Here is a 17,649-nt window from a genome sequence, read left to right on the forward strand (position 1 = left end):
CGCCGCCCATTATTCTATATTTCACCATCCCCAACAACAATTCCCCACGTGTTGATCCACTGCTTGAGCTTCATCTAGCACACGCACTGCTCTTCCAATAGTTCATTCAGCTACCTCTGTGGTTTTGACCACGATTGTATGTGACGGGTCAAAGACACCATAACGAACGGCTCCGTTGCAAACATTCGTTTTGCACGGAACAAGGTTTAACTGTAGGCGCAATTATGCTGTGAGCGCTGCGAATTGTTGTTTGAGTGAAAGCGGTGCGTTGAGCCGTAACTGCATTGTAGCTTTCGCATCATGTGAATGAGTTCGATGCTGGCGAGCGTGATGCTGGCAGTGGCTTCAGACATGAAGCCGAGCATGGATCGTATCCGATGTTTGACACGGCGACGATCTTGTTCGATAGTGTTGTTCATGTATTTGCTGGAGCGAATGGTGATGGGTTTTCCACCCCGCCGCAACCGGTTCTCCGCATCACACTGCATGATGGCCATGCGATTGGTCTGGCTCCCATCAAAAGTGATCTTCTCTGGCCGGACATGCCGGGCCAAAGCCTTGTGCAGAAACCTTTTTGCTGACTGTATCGCCGTTGCTATCGATGGCACGATACAGATAAAGGCCATCATTTCTTTCAGATTGCGAAGGCTCAGATTGTAAGTCAGGTACCATCGAACACAAAGGAGGATGACGGACTTATCGAAGTGGCGACCTTTGAACGTCAAATAATCCAGCTTTTGAAGCTGAGAACCTATCTCAACGCTAATTGACGAAACGTTTGCAACAGATCCTCCTCGAACACGATATTCTCAAGGGAGCCATTGGGGGTGTGGTCCAGCGTGCAACCCGTGACGACCAGCCGTGCGTTGCGCAGCATCTGGATTTGCCTGACTGTCGCGTCAAGCTGCGTCCAGTTCCAAGGCTGGCCTCGCGCAATCAGTCTGACCTCGAACTGGTAGGGCGTCAGAACGCCGGCCAGCGGCACGAGTTCGTTGCAAATGCACTCGACCACCTGATCGGCGACGAACACGCCGAGATTGGAATCTCCCATCACCGGGTCGCAGATATAAATGATGTCCGAGTTGATCTGCCTTGCGCGTTCGACGAAGGCGGCAACAACATCGCCGTTGGCGCGGGAGCCCAGATAGCCGGAGACAATGTAGCGGCTCGTCTCGATCAATCCGCGTTCTTCCACTCCGCGCAGCAGATCGCCGACCAGTTCGGATTCACACGGCCTCGCATGGTCTCAAAGCCGGGATGGTTCGGCAGCAAGGTTGTCGGAACCGCCGCGACATTCAACCCATGTGCCTGCATGGGCAGGATGGCCGCGCTGTTGCCGACATGCCCATGCACGACCTGGCTCTGGATCGAGATGACGGAAGTGGTTATCGTCATCACTTCGCGGTCCTTTCGGTCATGGTGAGGCCGGACCGCTCGCGATGCGGTAGGCGACCGTTGAGGACCATGTAGGCGACAAGGCCGATCACCAGTCCCCAGAACGCGCCGCCGATGCCGAGCAGCTTGATGTTCGCCGCAGACGCCAGAAAGGTGATGAGGGCGGCTTCACGCGATGTCGGATCTGCCATGGCTCCGGCAAGGCTGCCGCCGATTGTGCCGAGCAGCGCCAGACCGGCAAGTGTGGTGATGAAGGTTGCCGGGAAAACCATGAAGACGGCGGCGAGCGTCACGCCGAATACGCCGACCAGCACGTAGAAGCAGCCGGCCGCGATGCCTGCGATCCAGCGCTTTCGCGGATCTTCATGCGCTTCCTTGCCGGTAGCAATCGCCGCAGTGATCGCCGCGATGTTGAAGGCGTGCGAGCCGAACGGGGCCATGACGAGCGAGCCAAGGCCGGTCACGGTGACAATCGTATTGGCGCTGGTCTTGAAGCCGTCGTTCCGCAGCACCAGCATTCCCGGCATGTATTGGCCGGTCAGCGTGATGAGAAACAGCGGCAGCGCAACAGACAGGAGCGCGTTCAGGGAGAACGCCGGCATGGTGAAGACGGGCGCGGCGAACTCCAGCTTCAGCCCCGACAGATTGACCCGGCCCTGCGTCAGCAGGAACACCAGCCCCAGAACGAGGATGCCGACGACAGCATAGCGGGCGGAAAAGCGCTTCAGCACGACATAGGCGATGACCAGCAGTCCGACGAGCAGCGGATCAACGCTCGCGCCACCGAATGCGCCGATGCCGAATTGCAGCAAAATGCCAGCTAGAAGGCCGGAGGCGATGCCGGGCGGGATCAGCCGTATGACCTTCTCGAAATAGCCGGAAAGACCGAGCGCGACGAAGGCCACCGCCGAGATCATGTAGGCACCGACCGCTTCCTCATAGGGCGTCGTCGCCAGCGCGGTGACGAGGAACGCCGCCGCCGGCGTGGACCAGGCGGTGATGATCGGTTCGCGATAGCGCCAGCTCAGGAACAGCCCCGTCAATCCGACCCCGATGGACACCGACCAGACCCATGAGGCCGTGAGTTCGGGGCTTAGCCCGGCGATCTTGGCGGCCTGAAACACCAGGATGAAGGTGCCGCCATAGTTGACGATGACGGAGATCAGTCCCGCCACGATGGGATGGGTCAGGTCGTTCAAGCGGATCGACGAAGGTGAAGCATGTGAGGGCATGATCCTGAAGGGTCTCCTGAAGTTCGGGGCGCACAGGGCAAAAAAGCTGCATTGACAAATAGCCCACCAATGGCCTGAATTACCCATCCACTTCTTTCGAGAGATTCAGACCATTTGTTCAAGCACTCCCAACTGGAATCCGTGAAGGCATGGATCGCCCATCCCGCCCATGCGGCGATGCCGCTTCATGCGCGGATTCAGCGGGCAATCCGGCACCTGATCGTCGATGGCGTGCTTGGGCCGGGGAAGCCGCTTCCAGCCTCACGCGCGCTCGCCAAATCGCTCGGCGTGTCGCGCGACACGGTTGAGGCCGCCTATGCCCAGCTTCACGCTGAGGGCTTCATTGACCGCCGCGTCGGTAGCGGAAGCTTTGTCGCCGAGATGATGGAGTTCACGCCCGGCCACCGCCTTTCCCGGCGTGATGCGCTTGCGCGCAATCAGGCCCCGAACCTCAGCAAGCGCGGGGCTGCGATGTTCCGCAGCGGCGGGGTGCGCGAGATGCTGATCCCGCGACCCTTCGCGCACGGCGTGCCGGAAACCCGCACCTTTCCGCTTCAGCTCTGGGAACGGCTGGAACGACAGGTGCGCAAGGAGGCCAGCGCGCCCACGCTGTTCCATGGCGATCCGCAGGGGACTGAACCGCTACGCCGCGCCATCGCCGACTATGTGAATCTGGAGCGTGGTGCGCGCGCCACGGCCGACCGGGTGCTGATCCTCACCAGTTCGCAACAGGTCATGTCGCTTTGCGCGAACATGCTGCTCGATCCAGGCGACCGCATCTTCATCGAAGACCCCGCCTATTACGGCGCACGCAAAGCGTTCGATGCGGCGGGGCTGGAATGCGTGCCTATTCGCGTGGATCGGCTGGGAATCGTCGTCGACCAGATCATCGCCGAGCCGCGCAAGGCCAAGGCCGTTTCCCTGACGCCTTCGCACCAGTTTCCGACCGGGGCGACACTGGCGCTGGAGCGCCGCCTTGCGCTGATCGAATGGGCCTCCCGGCATCAGGCGTGGATCATCGAGGACGATTACGACAGCGAGTTCCACTATGCCGGCAAGCCGACCGCCTGCGTGCAGGGGCTCGATGCTCACGACCGAACCATCTATATTGGCACCTTCACCAAGTCGCTCTTTCCGGGTTTGCGGATCGGCTATGTCGTGTTGCCGCCCCAGCTCGTGAAGCCGATGACAGTGGCGCGCACGCTGTTCGATGGGCATTCGGCCCCGATGCCGCAACTGACGCTCGCCCGGTTCATGGAGGGCGGACATTTCGGCGCGTATGTGCGCACCATGCGCGGCATCTATGCCGAACGGCTCGATGTGCTGGTCGGTCTCGTTCAAAAGCATCTGGCGGATTTCGTCGAACCGCGCGTTCCAACCGGCGGGCTGCAAATGCCCTGTCTCCTCACTGGCAATCTGTCGGAGCGTATGGCGATCGACGCCGGGCGACGTGTTGGGATCGAGCTTCTGGGATTGTCGGCGCTTCACGCGACGAGCGATGCCAGGGCCGGTTTCCTGATGGGCTTTGCCGCTTATACGCCGGCCGAAATCGAACATGCCGTCAAGAAGCTGGCGAACGCGTTTCGGGCGGTGGCGAAGTCGTAGCTGGCCTTCGCCGGGTTCGGGTCGAATGGTCTGAATGACAGGCAGGAAGTGGCGGGGCATGGCAGACCGCACGCATGATAGATGCTGACGGACATCGCCACGCTGGATCAGCGCGGCGGAGAGCCATTTTCTCAGCACCTTGATGGAGACCAGCAATGCAAACATCGGCCGCCCCGCACGCAGTCCTAAGCGGTCAATATTCAGGTGTCAGTGCTACCGGGCTGTCCATCGCCGATACAGCCGTTGCCGCTGCGATCACCAACGAAACCATCCGCCAGCGCGCCTCCATCGAGCTGATCGCGTCGGAGAATTTTGTAAGTCAGGCCGTGCTCGACGCACAGGGATCGGTGCTCACCAACAAATATGCCGAAGGCTAGCCGCATCGCCGTTATTATGGCGGCTGCGCGAATGTCGATGTCGTCGAGGACCTGGCGATCAAGCGCATGAACCAGCTTTTCGGCAGTACCTATGCCAATGTCCAGCCGCATTCGGGAAGCCAAGCCAATCAGTCGGTGTTCCTCGCGCTGCTCAGACCCGGCGATACGATCCTCGGGCTTGATCTCAAGGCGGGTGGGCATCTCACCCATGGCGCACCGGTCAAAATGTCCGGCCGCTGGTTCAACGTCAAGAGCTATGGCGTGGACCCGGACAGCCATCTGATCGACATGGATTAGGTCGCCGAGCTGGCGCGACAACACCGCCCAAAATTGCTGATTGCCGGTGGCTCGGCCTATCCGCGCGTGATGGATTTCGCACGCTTCCGTGGAATCGGCGATGAGGTGGGCGCGATTCTGCTGGTCGATATGGCGCATTTCGCGGGGTTGGTCGCTGGCGGCGTATATCCGTCGCCGGTTCCTTTCGCCGATGTCGTTACTTCGACCACGCACAAAACCTTGCGTGGGCCGCGCGGCGGCTTCGTGCTGACCAATGATGCCGAGATTGCGAAGAAGATCAATTCATCGACATTCCCCGGCCTTCAGGGCGGGCCGCTGATGCACGTCATCGCCGCAAAGGCCGTGGCGTTCGGTGAAGCGCTGCAACCGTCCTTCAGGAAGTATTCGCAGGGCGTCGTCGAGAATTGCCGGGTGCTGACGCAGGCCCTTGCCGATGGCGGGTTGACGATCACCACCGGCGGCACGGACTGCCATCTGGCCGTGGTCGATCTGCGTGCCTTCGGCGTGACCGGCAATATCGCTGAGAAGGCATTGGAGTCAGTTGGCATCACGCTCAACAAGAATGCTATCCCGAATGACCCGGAAAAGCCGATGGTCACGTCGGGCATTCGTGTCGGCAGTGCCGCCGGAACATCGCGCGGTTTCGGCGCCGACGACTATCACGAGATCGCCACGCTCATGCTCGACACGCTGGAGGCCGTCCGGGGCGGAACGCTCGACACCCTCCGCCGAGATCAATGGCCGCGTGCGCCAGCTCATTGCGCGTTTCCCGTTGCCGTACTGATCGGGGGCGACATGAGCACGCCTTCGACAATCGAGCTATCGCCCGAGGACATCGCCCGCTTTGGCAGCGATCCCGCTACCATGTTCGCAGCGAACCTGAAAAGCGTGCAGGCGCGCATCAAGGCGGCCTGCCAACGCAGCAAGCGCAACCCTGATGACGTGCGCCTGCTGCCCGACACGAAAACGGTCCCGGCGCATATTCTGCGACTTGCCTACGCTGCCGGGATTTCCGACTTCGGGGAAAACAAGCTCCAGGAGGCCCGCGACAAACAGGCAGTTCTCAGCGATCTGACAATCCGTTGGAGCATCATCGGCCATCTCCAGACAAACAAGGTGAAGTATCTTGTTCGGCTGGCGTCTGAGTTCCATGCACTCGATAGTTTCCGGCTAGCGGAGAAATTAAACCGTCGGCTCGATACCCTAGACCGCGACCTTGATGTATTCGTGCAGGTCAATACGTCGGGAGAGGAGAGCAAATACGGTCTGCACCCTGACGACCTGATGCCGTTTATCGAGCGTCTGTCGGGCTTTCCCCGGCTCAAGCCGCGCGGCCTGATGAGCTGGCAATCTTTAGCTCAGATATGGAGCGTGTGCGCGCCTGTTTCCGTTCGCTGCGCGAACTGCGGGATCGCGCCGTCGCCATCCACCCTGACCTCACGCAGCTCTCTTTGGGTATGTCGGGGGATTTCGAGATCGCGATCGAAGAAGGCGCGAACGTCGTGCGGGTCGGACAGGCCATTTTTGGCGCACGTTCGACCGGCACCGCGTATTGTTGGCCGGGCTTTGCTTCCGATTCTGCTCCGACCGTGGAGATTGAGCCGGCCAACATATCCACATAATGAGAAGCGACACAAGACCGCCGCAGCACTCTTGAAGTTCTCGAAGACAGGCCCGACCGACATTGAGGACATTGTCCCCTATATCCGCTTTATGGTATAAGACGGCTGGTGGATGACTGGACAGGCCGTCCTCGTCAATGGCGGCTATACGACCAAGTAATGGTATCGGCGACCTGCCGCTAAACCGGCAGGTTGTTCGGTTGCAAAGGGGACCCCATGCATATGCTTCTTGTCATCGTCGGAGGGGTCGTCTTGCTCGGCGTCTTCCTTCTGTTCGGAAAGCTCTGGGGCGGCGACCTTGCCGGCATGGCCGCCGCAGCCAAGCTCTTTATCCCAGCTTGGTTCGCTGTGGCGGCAGTCAATATGTGGGTCGGCGTGACCAAGGCTGGCTACACTATCGCTCAGGAACTGCCGATCCTCTTTGTCGTCTTTGCCGTGCCTGTAGCGTTTGCCGCCCTCGTGGCATGGCAACTGTCGCGAGGCTGATTAATGGCGGCCGAAGCCGCGCCTCTCGGCAGGGTTAACCTAACCCATGGCAACGCGTCGCCAAGTGCCGACTAAAGGTTTCGTCATGATTTCGATATCCAGAATGCGGCAGCGCAGCGATGACGGGTTGATTTCGGATGTTGTCAACTTCTGGAAACAGGCCGGGGATGAGGGCCGATGGTTCATCAAGGACAAGGATTTCGACCGCATCTTCCGGAAATGCTTTCTCGAACTGCATATGGCGGTCGCTGAACGGCGCCATGACCACGTCAGATCGAGAAGATTTTGGACGGCCATAGGGGGGTACCGTATCGAGACAGCCACAAAGAGTCGATTACTTGACGATTACGGTAGCGCCAGGGCTTACGAGATTGTATAGCTCAATCACATCTTCATTGAGCATTCGAATACATCCCGACGATGCCTCGGTCCCAATGGTCCAGGGTTCTGATGTGCCGTGAATTCTGTAAAGCGTATCAACACTGTTTTGATAAAGGTACAAGGCGCGTGCTCCGAGTGGATTGTGCGTTCCTGGCTCTATCCGTCGGGGCAAACCCGGAGCTTTGTTGCGCATATCATCTGTTGGATACCATGCTGGCCAGATGGCTTTGCGCCCAACCTTCGCTGTTCCCCACCAACCATAACCACTAGCACCTACTGCTACCCCGTAACGACGGGCAGTTCCGTTCGCGTTGTAGAGATACAAGAACTTTTGCGAGGTATCTATCAAAATCGTTCCGGCAGCGTGTTGCTCCATAGGCGTAACATCGACAGGCGAAAACCGAGTATCGAACTTTTTTCGATCTACGAGAAATACCTCGTACGGTTCGTTACGATAAGCCTGTTTAGCTTGCTCGGTTTTCTGAGCGAGCTCGGCTCTCGAGCTTTGATCCGCGGTAGTGCATGAGGAAAGGATTAATGGAGCGAGAAGAACGGCGCCGAGCACGCATTTCTTCGTTACGCAACGCACTAACATTTCATCATTAATAGAAAACAATTTGAATCTCGCTTACGCAATTTGTCAGGCCGTACCGCCCTTACTCATCACTGATCGACTGTACGCCAGCAAGATTACGTCGCAAGTCGTCTATATGGATTGGTGATTTCAATAATCGTTTTACTCGATGGTTCTCGTCTGCAACTGACTTGCCCGTGGACGAAGCGCCTCTCAGATAGTTCTTTTGCCACTTTGTCTCGGTCGTCAACTCATCTCGCATCTGCAAGCCAGCGCTAAAGAGCCTTCGCTCGCTGCTCCAAATCTTATATTCTTTATGGAAATCCGCATCATCTTCCATTGGCCGGATAATCGGCTGAACCTGCTCAATAGCGACACTTGGTACCATGGTGATGAAGCAGAACGGCTCGCCTTTTTCAAACGTTACAGACCCTGGCCGTGTAAAGCGCCAATTCATTGTAAAGCTAAACGGCAGCCAGTTGGTTTCCACCATACCGTCAAGAGGCGCGATCCCGTCTTTTATTCGATTTGGAGCCCCTCGTGCCCAAACCATCCAACCCGGGTCGGTCCTGAATACATAGCCTGGATGAAATGTGACGATGCCATGCCCAAACGTTGAGCTTACAAACCGATGCGTGACGTTTGGTTCATTCACGCGAATCATTATGTCGTTTGTGGAGTTGTGACCATTCCAGGTAACAGTGATGCTGATCGGATTTAACAATTCCCAACCGCTCGCATTCGCAATTGATAGTGGTGTGCAACGATATGCAAAATGGTCGCTCGTTTGATCCATCCAGTCGCGCGTACTTTCAGCAGCAATCAGCTCAGGGGGATTTGGAGATTGGATCATACAATCAAGTCGTACACCGCTCATTAAATATGGCTCCGGCTATCATTGAAGGTGCCACAGCATAGGGGCTGCAGCACCCTTTGTCAGTATTGTTTTAATTGTTCCCTGTTCAGATTTAGCCCGGCGTGCCAGGTTCACCTGGGGATCCGGGAACTCCGGGAGGGCCAACGGGGCCGGTGTCACCGGGTTCACCAGGCGTTCCTTGTGGACCTTCAGGTCCAGTTGGCCCTGGTGCGCCCGGTTGACCATCGGAACCTGGAACACCGGGTTCACCCGGTGATCCAGGTTGGCCATCCAAACCGGGAAGGCCAGGGAGTCCATCCGTGCCCGGAGTACCAGGCGTACCATCAAGGCCAGGGGTGCCCGGTGTCCCCGGAACACCCGGAGTACCTACTCCTGGAGCGCCAGGGGCGCCGGGAATTCCTACTCCTGGCGTGCCTGGAGCACCAGGAGCACCTGGCGTTCCCGGAACGCCAGGCAGTCCCCACGTGTCGCTCGTCTGACGTGGCAGATTACGAATATCTGTTCCAAGACGATTTGGCATAAAGTCACCACGATCACGCTCGATGAGAGTCCGACCTGGTTTATCCGCGTAATAATCGCTCTGATCCGATGTTACGTCACATGAGTAATTCTGGGAAGGATCTTTACAGAATACTGTCTTAGGCGCGGACGCTTTGCCTTGCGTTCCAAAATGGAAGCGCAATCCAGCCATAGCTGAGAATCTGTTACTGTCGCTGCGGTTGTTCTTATCGAGATCATACGACAAATCCCCGTAAAGAGTCGTTGCAACATCGCCGAAATCAATCAGATACTCTGCACCCCCAACAAGTTGGGTGGAACCACCGAATGCGCCGCTGTAATTCAGGCCAGTACCGACCTTGAAATTATCGGTCACATAATAGTTTACACGACCTTGAGCAAACGGATCAAAGGCTTCCTCAAGCGAATTCCACTCAATGCCAGCGAGCCCATCAAGTGTGAAACGTCCCAGATAGGCTTGTCCTTCGACGCCTAACTTGCTGTTAATATAGCCGTTTTCGAGAAAACCGTTGTTGTCATAGGTTCCAGTGCTGTAAAGATAACTACCGTAAAGGCCAAGCGCACCCTTTTTCGGATCGCGTCTAAACAAATGCGCGGCAGCTCCGGCGAAACCGCTTTCGTTCGTCACACCGCCGATACCGTCCAGCTGAAAGCCGTATTTGTCTCCGAGCGGCACTGCAACCGAACCTTCGCTGAAGCCGAATTGCTCGTCGCCATCGCCTCCGACACCCAATCCTACAGAGATATTTGGCGCTGCAACTGCGCGATTATCAGCCAACTGGGGGCTCGTGCCATACATCCGCGCGTGAACGGACTGGTTCTGGAGGGCAGCCTGGTTTTGAGCGACCGCCTGATTGACAGTGGCCAACTCCTGGCGTAGCCGCGCAGTTTCCTCCAAGGCCTGCTCAAGCCTTTTGGCCATTCGCTCTTGGTTTCGCTGTAAGGTGAGAACCATCTGATAAAGTTCTGCATTGCTCGGGGTCTGCTGAGCCAATGCAGGAAAAGCAGAAACCGCCACGAATGTGAGCACGGAACAACTGCCGAAAAGTAAAGCTGTATGTTTGCGCATTTTCCCCCTCGAATTGCAAGGCAGAATCCCACCGCCACACTCCGTACACAGAAGTAGCCCGCAGAATCAGAATATTTTTCACAGCAAAATACAGTTGTATGAGTAACTTTGTTCTTTCTTTTAGTCAATTTCACAAAATGTCTTTAAATGTCACTTCATTGCATATTTGAGTTTGACTGGATACAACCAAATTCGTACAAAAAATAGCTGTATCACCTGTAAAGTGGGAATTCGACCCTGCGGGTTATTAGACCGCCCGGGGCATTAAGACTCCATGCGCATCCATTCTTGCTATAAACGCGCCGCTGCGACATTGGAAATGGCTTTTTGCTGTGAGGTTCCCCACAAAATGCAGAAAATCACATCGACCCCATAGTTTCGAACGAAATCTCATTTTTATAGAGCTCTATACTGGCACAATCCTAAACCGCCACAGGCGTCAGAACCGTACTGCGGCGCTCTTTCGGACCCATTGGCATATCTTCCACGGAACGCCTCTTGCGCCACTTCAGGACCGTTTTCTCGTTGATCCCGAAACGCGCGGCGAGCTCCGCGGCCGAAGCTTTCGATCGCTGTAGGTCTGCTCGAATGGCGTGCGCGGTCTTGGCGCTGCCGTGGAGAATTTGGCCCATAGCTCCCTCCGCTGTTCGGTGACAATTCTACACCATCACATGCTGGGACCAAACAGCTAGGCGGCGTGGACGAATTTGAGTCAGTATCTTGCGGTAGCAATATGAACCATGCTGATGAAGCTCTCGGCGAGTTGGTCGTATCGAGTAGCAATGGCGCGGTTGATTTTCAGTCTGCCAAACAACCGTTCGATTAGGTTGCGCTGTTTAACAGCGTGCGATCATATTCAATCTTCACGCGGCGGTTTGCTCTGCCAGGAATGACGGGCTTGATATTGCGGCTGGCAAGATCATCACGAATGGCATCCGCATCATATCCCTTGTCAACAAGAAGCGCCTGTGGCGCTTTCTCGGGTAAGCTGATCAGAGTGTCGTAAGCCTTGCAATCTGCGGCTTCGCCAACCGTCAGATGGAAGGCAAGCGGTCTTCCTCTGGCATCAGCCAGACAGTGAAGTTTACTGGTGAACCCGCCGCGCGATCGGCCAAGCGCCTCGGTCTCTTGAGTCCCCTTTATGGATGGCCCGCCCCTCCCGCCGGCACCAGTGTATGATGCCAGTGTTCAAGAGGGGAAGGAGCGAACCATGCAAATAATGATCCTTGGTATTGACCTGGGCAAGAATAGCTGCAGCCTTGTTGGGCTGGACGAAAGCGGAATGGTTGTTGTTCGAAAGCGGCTGCGACGTGATGGAGTTATCGGTTTTGCTGCCAAACTGTCGCCATGTGCTATTGCGATGGAAGCTTGCTGTGGTGCCCATCATATGGGACGGTCACTAGCGGCTCTGGGGCACGAGGTTAGACTCATGTCGCCGGAATATGTGCGGCCTTACGTCAAGGCTCAGAAAAACGATGACCGTGATGCAGAGGCGATCGCCGAAGCCGCAACTCGCCCCACCATGCGTTTTGTCGAACTCAAAAGTGAGGAACAACTCGACGTTCAGACGCTCCACCGCGTGCGCGACCGCCTTGTCGGTGAACGCACTTCGCTGACCAACCAGATCAGAAGCTTACTTTTGGAGCGCGGGCATGTCGTCGCACAGGGACATGCTCGACTACGATTCTTGCTCAGCGAGTTGCTGGATACCGATACGGTCGCACTGAGCCCGCGCATGGTGTTTTTGCTGGGTGACATGCGCACACGCTGGGAGGAGCTTGATCGGCGTATCGCAGCCTTTGATGCCGAGTTCGCAGCGATGGCCCGAGCCGATGTGCGGGCTCGGCGTTTAACAGAAATTCCCGGGATTGGGGCGCTGAACGCCACAGCATTGGTCGCTGCCGTCGGTGACGCAGCGACCTTCGCCAAGGGACGCGACCTCGCAGCTTGGTTGGGCCTCGTGCCTCGTCAAGCCACCACCGGTGGAAGACCAAAGCTCTTGGGCATTACGAAACGCGGCAGCAGATACTTGCGCAAGATGCTAATCCAGGGCGCGCGATCCGCCATGCCCACGTTAGCAAAGAGCGACACTGCAATCGGGGCGTGGCTGCGAGGACTTCTTGCGCGTAGTCATTCCAATGTCGCTGTCGTCGCATTAGCGGCAAAGATGGCGCGAACCGTGTGGGCCTTGCTCCACCACGCGCAAAGCTACAAGAGCATGCCGGTGCCGGTGAAAGCATAAGACATATAGAAATGCGCACATGGCGAAAACGCGCCGGGTGCGATGAACTGCGAGTGGTAAAAGGAAGATGGCCTGACAGTCTATCGGTGTCCCGAAAACCTCCGGCGTAAAATGGCCTTCGAGGCCGGCCCCTTTATGAGGATCAGGACGCGCGGATCTCCATCTTGGCATGGGCCAGCGCGCCAACATGCCGGATACGTTTGTGCAGACTGTTCACACCATCACCCAATTGTCCCTTGCAACGGGGCGGGCCATACGTTTCCGCCCGCTGCCGAAATATGGGCCTGAACTGTGGTGCTATCGATGCTGTAGTGGCCGCTGTCAGCCATGATCTCGGCGAGCGTGATCGAAACAGCCTCCCAGACCCCGGCTTCGTTCCAGCGCCGAAAGCGTCGATAGATCGTATTCCAATTGCCGTATTTGGGTGGAACATCCCGCCACGGCGTACCGCAACGAAGTCTCCAAAGTATGCCGTTGATGATTGCTCGATTTTGCTCCCGACGACGCCCCCGTCCCCGATTGACGGCTTCAATCGGAACCAAATCCTTCAAAACACGCCATTCGGATTCGCTCAGATCGCCTCGGCTCATGACTGCCTCCAAAAGGCAGTCTTGAATCAAGCTTCGATCAATTCGTCAACCAATTCGTCCACGCCGCCTAGATGCCGTAATGGGCCGGCGTATCATGAGTAGCCAGCCCATTACGGCATCTAGTGTTCCAATCCGTCACTCAAGAATGTTGGAATGGATGGTCTTGGTGCTATCATCTAAATGCGCCGCGTTAATCGGCAAAGAAAAAACCTCTACCCCGAATGGTGTGCAAAGGTAGATCCATCCCTGCCCTCATAGCTCTTTTTCGGAGCCTCGCCACAATTGTATTGAGATGCGCATCGTTGAACTCAAACACATCCTGCCCCAATGCTTCTTCAACAAGCACCTTTCGTTCAACGAGTTCGCCACACGCAACAAACAGCCGATCCAGCAAACATCGTTCTGTACTAGTTAATCGGAGTTTTTGCCCTCTATTATTGGTCAGGACCCAGCCTCCGTCCACCAATAACCAACCGAAGGCTGAATGCGATAACGACGCACCGGACCTGGAAAGACGGTTTCTAAGCGCTGTAACCGTGGCAGACAGCTCCCTCACGTCAACTGGTTTGACGAGATAAGCGTCAGCTCCAGCGTTAAAACCTTCAACTCGAGCATCTATATCCCCCTGGGCCGTTACCATAATGATACCTACCGATTGCGTAGCGCGCAGGTGAGCTGCAATTGACAATCCGCTTTCTTCTGTTAAATCGGTATCCAGAATGATAATTTCCGCCCGCTTCGCTGCATAGGCCCTATAAAAGGCAGCCGCGCTTGCAAAGCCGAGCCCACTCACCCCCATCCCTGAAAGACCTTTCAATATTTCTTCCCGAAATTTCTCGTCACCGTCAACAAGATAGACAATCGGCGAACCTAAAACTTCGTCTCTTTCGAGTTTTTCTCTGATCATCGATAAGTTCTCATGCAATGGCTGCATCTATGTAATATGCTAAGGACTGTGGAACTTTACATTTCTAATGAATAACTACGCCGCAAAGTCCTCCGAACTGCCCATCGTTTCGAAAATGCTGACTCCACGTAGAATTGCCGAACTCTATGACGATAAATCCTCACGCGCTTAGCAGAATCGTAGCCTCTTCCATTAACTGAATGCCTCTTGTGTTACCTCCTCGTCGTCGCCTTCGTTTTGGAAGCCTCATTCAAGGAAATGCCAACGGGACAGGGCGCGGAAACAAGAAGCCCTGAAGATGCGTAGCACCCGCGATGCGTGCAACTAACGCCTGCTCTTCTGTCTCTATTCCCTCAACGACTATTGTCGATGTGTAACAGGCTGCAAAACCGATGATATGTAAGAGGGAATTTCCTCCCCGCTTTGAAGGCCTGATCGCACCAACAAACGATCGATCAATCTTAACAATATCGAAATCAAGTACTTGTAGCAGGCTGGGCGTGGCATATCCGGCACCGCAATCATCCAGCGCGATTCGACATCCCACTTCTTTCAGTTCGGTAAGCATCGCGGAAGCTGCTGGCAGTTCGTTCAATCTTTGTGTTTCGGTGACCTCAAGGACTAGCCGGGATGCCAAATCTGGTCGCGATAGAATTTGGCTTTTGACCGCATTCCTAGAATCGAGATTAGAGAAATTATCTCCTGATAGATTACAACCGAGTACCGCGTACGGGTTCAGCTCAAGATGTTTTAGAACAACAGAAAGGATCTTCCTGTCAAACGGCGCAACTTCACCCGCAGCTTCAAGCTTTGGAATAAAATCCCCCGCACAATATATCCGCCCATCCGCGCCAGTTAGCGTTGCGAAACATTCGTCGTAGAGAATGTCTTCGACATCATCAGCAGCATATATTGATTGTACATTACATCCAACACGCATATTCCCCAAAGCGGCTGCCAAATGGCTGTTCTCTTCCCCAAAACAATCACGGTCTATCCACTCCATGCCCCCTCCAAGCAAAAGCTCACCAAAGCGCCGCAGACTGGGTGTTAAATCTCTACTCATCGTACACAAACCCTAAAGCCCAACTACGTTACGTAACGGTTACGCCATCATACGTAACGTTATGCTATTAGAATTCTGCTTTATTGAATTAGATGAACCGTGGACTTGCTTCGAAAAAGTGGAGAGGTTTTCAAGAGTTGAAAGGAAACCTTTATTACGAAGCGGGTGCCCTTTACGGAAGAATTTGAACGTGAGGCTGTTCGTCTGGCCGAGACGAGTGGTCGGACCCGGCGTGAAGTTACTGAGAACCTTGACGTGGGAGACTGTCGACGCTAACACGGTGGATTTCCCGCAATCGGGATGCAGCCATGGATGATCCCGAACTGGTTGCTGCGAACGAAGATATGGCGGCTGAGCTTAAACGCCTTCGTCGAGAGAATGACATATTGCGGCAGGAACGCGAGATACTAAAGCGTGCAACAGCTTTTTTCGCCAAGGAGGGAAGTCGATGAGGATTTCGTTTCATCGATCACGTCTGCGCTCACGGGAGAGTCACTTCCGGTTTCGCTAGCGTCGGGAGCAGATGTGCTAAGCGGTTCGATGAATGCCGGCGATGCTTTCGATCTCGTTGCCAAGCACGAAGCGAATGATAGCACCTACGCTGGCATCGTTCGCCTCGTGAAGGAGGCACAGCATTCCAAGGCTCCAATGTCCAGACTGGCAGACCAGTGGTCTATCGGCTTTCTGATAGTGACCGTCATAATCGCCTTCGGAGCATGGTGGTTCACGGGAGACCCGATAAGGTCGGTCGCCGTTCTCGTCGTGGCGACACCATGTCCTCTCATCCTGGCGGTGCCCGTCGCTCTTGTTGCGGGACTGTCGCGTTCCGCTCATTTCGGGGTGTTGGTGAAGGGCTCCCGCCCATTGGAGAATATGGCCCGTATCAATACGCTGGTACTGGACAAGACCGGAACGCTGACCGACGGCCGTCCGCAAATCACCTCGATCCACCTTGAGCCGGGATTCAGCGAAAATGAGGTATTGCGGTTCGCTGCTTCCCTTGACCAGGTGTCCAAACACCCTATGGCACAGGCACTTGTGCTGGCTGCTCAGGGGCGCGATATAGATCTTGTATTGCCGACTGACGTCAGCGAACTGGCAGGGGATGGCGTGGCGGGCTGGGTCGATCGCAAAAGCGTCGTTGTCGGCGGACATAGCTTCGTTGAGAGACAGGTCAATGCAAAACTGAGCGAAATCCCCCATACAGAAGCTGGAGCGGCCCTGGTTGCAGTCGCGATAGACGGCAGGATTGCGGGCTATATCGTTATGGCCGACCCCTTGCGCGGCGAAGTTGTTGATACGTTACAGGAACTGCGCAAGGACGGCGTAAAGCGCATAGTGCTGGCGACAGGCGATCGTGCTGCGGTGGCCAGGCGCATCACCAAGGGCTTGGGGCTTGACGCCATCTACTCCGAACTTTCACCCGATCAAAAAGTGCTGACCGTACTCAGCGAGCGCAAGAACGGTGCTGTGATGATGGTCGGAGACGGCGTCAACGACGCGCCCGCACTTGCCGCGGCTGATGTCGGCGTTGCCATGGGTGCGAGGGGAGCGGCAGCCTCGGCAGAAGCGGCCGATGTCGTTCTCCTCGTAGATAGAATAGATAGACTTCGCGCCGGGATTGAAATTGCCAAGCGGTCAAGGCGCATTGCTGTCGAAAGTGTAGTGGTTGGGATTGGTCTTTCTGTAATCGCCATGATCGCAGCCGCGTTCGGTTATCTAAAACCTGTTCAGGGTGCATTACTCCAGGAGTTGATTGACGTCGCTGTCATCCTCAATACGCTTCGGGAATTAAAAATCTTACCTGCCATCAGTTGAAGGAGCCATCGCGACACGCCCTCCGGGGTGGATTACGGTCAGCTTAAAATTCGTGGCCCATCATTTGCGGTGGCCATAGCAACGCGAGATCGAACCGGATCACGGCACGCCGGCCGGCGTGGGATATCAAAAAGACGATTGTATCAGGTCAGTTGCGCTTCGATAGGCTACGTGAGTTGCTGGCTATACAGCACGTCCTGATATATAAACCACAACGGATCTATCGATCACATATGAGGGGCAGCGATGGAGCAGCTATTCTTTAAGATAATTTGTTCGCAGACGCAGATCTCTCCGCGCGCTCGAAAATTATTATGGTTTGCTTCAACTGCTTATGTTCCCCACTTATTTATGACAGCCCTTCTCCCCTTGCAGGCCTTCCTTATCAGTTTAGGAGGGGTGGCAGCATCCTGGGCTGACACATGTAGCGCGAGCGATACTACTACCTGTGGTGCCCCGGGCGGCCTTGGTGTTCCCGGGCGCAGCGGGGACGGAGGGGTCGGCAATGGCCAAGGCGGCGGTTCCAGTCACATCGGCGGTGATGGTGTAACCACTCAGGATCCCGGTGGTTGGGGTGGGAACGGAACCGGAG

At 55.9% G+C, this 17,649-nt stretch carries 12 protein-coding genes and 9 pseudogenes; 8 read left to right on the top strand and 13 right to left on the bottom strand.

Features of this window, described 5'->3' with window-relative positions:
- Positions 1-222 precede the first annotated feature (222 nt).
- The 4 genes and pseudogenes from D8666_RS23035 to D8666_RS23045 form a co-directional block, all read right to left on the bottom strand.
- Positions 223-725 (bottom strand): annotated as a pseudogene (locus tag D8666_RS23035) (IS6 family transposase).
- A gap of 26 nt (positions 726-751) precedes the next feature.
- Positions 752-1,180, bottom strand: coding sequence for a bifunctional hydroxymethylpyrimidine kinase/phosphomethylpyrimidine kinase (locus D8666_RS23040; protein WP_235859054.1), 429 nt, complete (start codon positions 1,178-1,180; stop codon positions 752-754).
- A complete protein-coding gene (locus D8666_RS24525) occupies positions 1,177-1,395 on the bottom strand; it encodes a carbohydrate kinase family protein (RefSeq protein ID WP_235859055.1) in 219 nt (72 codons plus the stop codon). Before D8666_RS24525 ends, D8666_RS23040 begins: the two co-directional genes overlap by 4 nt.
- Positions 1,395-2,627 (bottom strand): benzoate/H(+) symporter BenE family transporter, encoded by a 1,233-nt coding sequence (locus D8666_RS23045; protein WP_121539583.1) that lies wholly within the window; start codon positions 2,625-2,627, stop codon positions 1,395-1,397. Before D8666_RS23045 ends, D8666_RS24525 begins: the two co-directional genes overlap by 1 nt.
- A gap of 114 nt (positions 2,628-2,741) precedes the next feature.
- Between D8666_RS23045 and pdxR the strand changes: the two genes are divergently transcribed.
- From pdxR to D8666_RS23070, 5 genes and pseudogenes are all read left to right on the top strand, one after another.
- Positions 2,742-4,232 (top strand): MocR-like pyridoxine biosynthesis transcription factor PdxR, encoded by a 1,491-nt coding sequence (gene pdxR / locus D8666_RS23050; RefSeq protein ID WP_121539584.1) that lies wholly within the window; start codon positions 2,742-2,744, stop codon positions 4,230-4,232.
- Positions 4,233-4,387: 155 nt separating this feature from the next.
- A pseudogene (glyA, locus tag D8666_RS23055) lies at positions 4,388-5,558 on the top strand (serine hydroxymethyltransferase); the annotation flags it as partial.
- Positions 5,559-5,701: 143 nt separating this feature from the next.
- Positions 5,702-6,528: pseudogene (locus tag D8666_RS23060) on the top strand (YggS family pyridoxal phosphate-dependent enzyme).
- Between the two features lie 10 nt (positions 6,529-6,538).
- Positions 6,539-6,628, top strand: a pseudogene (locus D8666_RS23065) (SDR family oxidoreductase); the annotation flags it as partial.
- Positions 6,629-6,744: 116 nt separating this feature from the next.
- Complete coding sequence (locus D8666_RS23070; protein ID WP_121539585.1) at positions 6,745-7,014, top strand: hypothetical protein; 270 nt, start codon at positions 6,745-6,747, stop codon at positions 7,012-7,014.
- A 34-nt stretch (positions 7,015-7,048) separates the two neighbouring features.
- Here D8666_RS23070 and D8666_RS24055 read toward each other — a convergent pair whose 3' ends face one another.
- The 6 genes and pseudogenes from D8666_RS24055 to D8666_RS24535 all read right to left on the bottom strand — a co-directional run.
- On the bottom strand, positions 7,049-7,276 hold the full coding sequence (locus D8666_RS24055; protein ID WP_147438025.1) for a hypothetical protein: 228 nt from the start codon (positions 7,274-7,276) through the stop codon (positions 7,049-7,051).
- A gap of 72 nt (positions 7,277-7,348) precedes the next feature.
- Positions 7,349-8,011 (bottom strand): L,D-transpeptidase, encoded by a 663-nt coding sequence (locus D8666_RS23080; protein ID WP_235859056.1) that lies wholly within the window; start codon positions 8,009-8,011, stop codon positions 7,349-7,351.
- 40 nt (positions 8,012-8,051) lie between these two features.
- Entirely contained in the window at positions 8,052-8,846 is a 795-nt protein-coding gene (locus D8666_RS23085) for a DUF6065 family protein (protein WP_121539588.1), read from the bottom strand.
- Positions 8,847-8,937: 91 nt separating this feature from the next.
- Positions 8,938-10,434, bottom strand: a complete 1,497-nt coding sequence (locus D8666_RS24395) for a hypothetical protein (RefSeq protein WP_147438026.1) — start codon at positions 10,432-10,434, stop codon at positions 8,938-8,940.
- Between the two features lie 431 nt (positions 10,435-10,865).
- Positions 10,866-11,066, bottom strand: a pseudogene (locus D8666_RS23095) (IS481 family transposase); the annotation flags it as partial.
- 80 nt (positions 11,067-11,146) lie between these two features.
- Positions 11,147-11,616, bottom strand: a pseudogene (locus D8666_RS24535) (IS5 family transposase); the annotation flags it as partial.
- A 28-nt stretch (positions 11,617-11,644) separates the two neighbouring features.
- Here D8666_RS24535 and D8666_RS23105 point away from each other — a divergent pair.
- Positions 11,645-12,676 carry an IS110 family RNA-guided transposase gene (locus tag D8666_RS23105; protein WP_121539591.1) on the top strand — a complete coding sequence of 344 codons (1,032 nt, stop codon included), beginning with the start codon at positions 11,645-11,647 and terminating at the stop codon, positions 12,674-12,676.
- Positions 12,677-12,936: 260 nt separating this feature from the next.
- Here the strand turns inward: D8666_RS23105 and D8666_RS23110 are convergent.
- The 3 genes and pseudogenes from D8666_RS23110 to D8666_RS23120 all read right to left on the bottom strand — a co-directional run.
- Positions 12,937-13,266, bottom strand: a pseudogene (locus tag D8666_RS23110) (IS5 family transposase); the annotation flags it as partial.
- Between the two features lie 190 nt (positions 13,267-13,456).
- Complete coding sequence (locus D8666_RS23115; RefSeq protein ID WP_121539589.1) at positions 13,457-14,173, bottom strand: response regulator transcription factor; 717 nt, start codon at positions 14,171-14,173, stop codon at positions 13,457-13,459.
- 250 nt (positions 14,174-14,423) lie between these two features.
- Positions 14,424-15,179 carry an EAL domain-containing protein gene (locus D8666_RS23120; protein ID WP_167836175.1) on the bottom strand — a complete coding sequence of 252 codons (756 nt, stop codon included), beginning with the start codon at positions 15,177-15,179 and terminating at the stop codon, positions 14,424-14,426.
- Between the two features lie 213 nt (positions 15,180-15,392).
- Here D8666_RS23120 and D8666_RS24540 point away from each other — a divergent pair.
- Positions 15,393-15,693, top strand: a pseudogene (locus D8666_RS24540) (transposase); the annotation flags it as partial.
- Between the two features lie 17 nt (positions 15,694-15,710).
- Positions 15,711-17,057 (top strand): annotated as a pseudogene (locus tag D8666_RS23125) (heavy metal translocating P-type ATPase); the annotation flags it as partial.
- Between the last annotated feature and the right edge of the window lie 592 nt (positions 17,058-17,649).

Origin of the sequence: Ochrobactrum soli (genome assembly GCF_003664555.1) — a bacterium.
Classification (GTDB): Bacteria; Pseudomonadota; Alphaproteobacteria; order Rhizobiales; family Rhizobiaceae; genus Brucella; species Brucella teleogrylli.

Coding starts and splice junctions, on each gene's coding strand:
- D8666_RS23120 (WP_167836175.1), bottom strand. CDS start 15,179: ATGGAGTGGATAGACCGTGATTGTTTTGGGGAAGAGAACAGCCATTTG.
- D8666_RS24525 (WP_235859055.1), bottom strand. CDS start 1,395: ATGACGATAACCACTTCCGTCATCTCGATCCAGAGCCAGGTCGTGCAT.
- D8666_RS23045 (WP_121539583.1), bottom strand. CDS start 2,627: ATGCCCTCACATGCTTCACCTTCGTCGATCCGCTTGAACGACCTGACC.
- D8666_RS23085 (WP_121539588.1), bottom strand. CDS start 8,846: ATGAGCGGTGTACGACTTGATTGTATGATCCAATCTCCAAATCCCCCT.
- D8666_RS23105 (WP_121539591.1), top strand. CDS start 11,645: ATGCAAATAATGATCCTTGGTATTGACCTGGGCAAGAATAGCTGCAGC.
- D8666_RS23115 (WP_121539589.1), bottom strand. CDS start 14,173: ATGATCAGAGAAAAACTCGAAAGAGACGAAGTTTTAGGTTCGCCGATT.
- D8666_RS24395 (WP_147438026.1), bottom strand. CDS start 10,434: ATGCGCAAACATACAGCTTTACTTTTCGGCAGTTGTTCCGTGCTCACA.
- D8666_RS23070 (WP_121539585.1), top strand. CDS start 6,745: ATGCATATGCTTCTTGTCATCGTCGGAGGGGTCGTCTTGCTCGGCGTC.
- D8666_RS24055 (WP_147438025.1), bottom strand. CDS start 7,276: ATGGCGCCGTTCAGCGACCGCCATATGCAGTTCGAGAAAGCATTTCCG.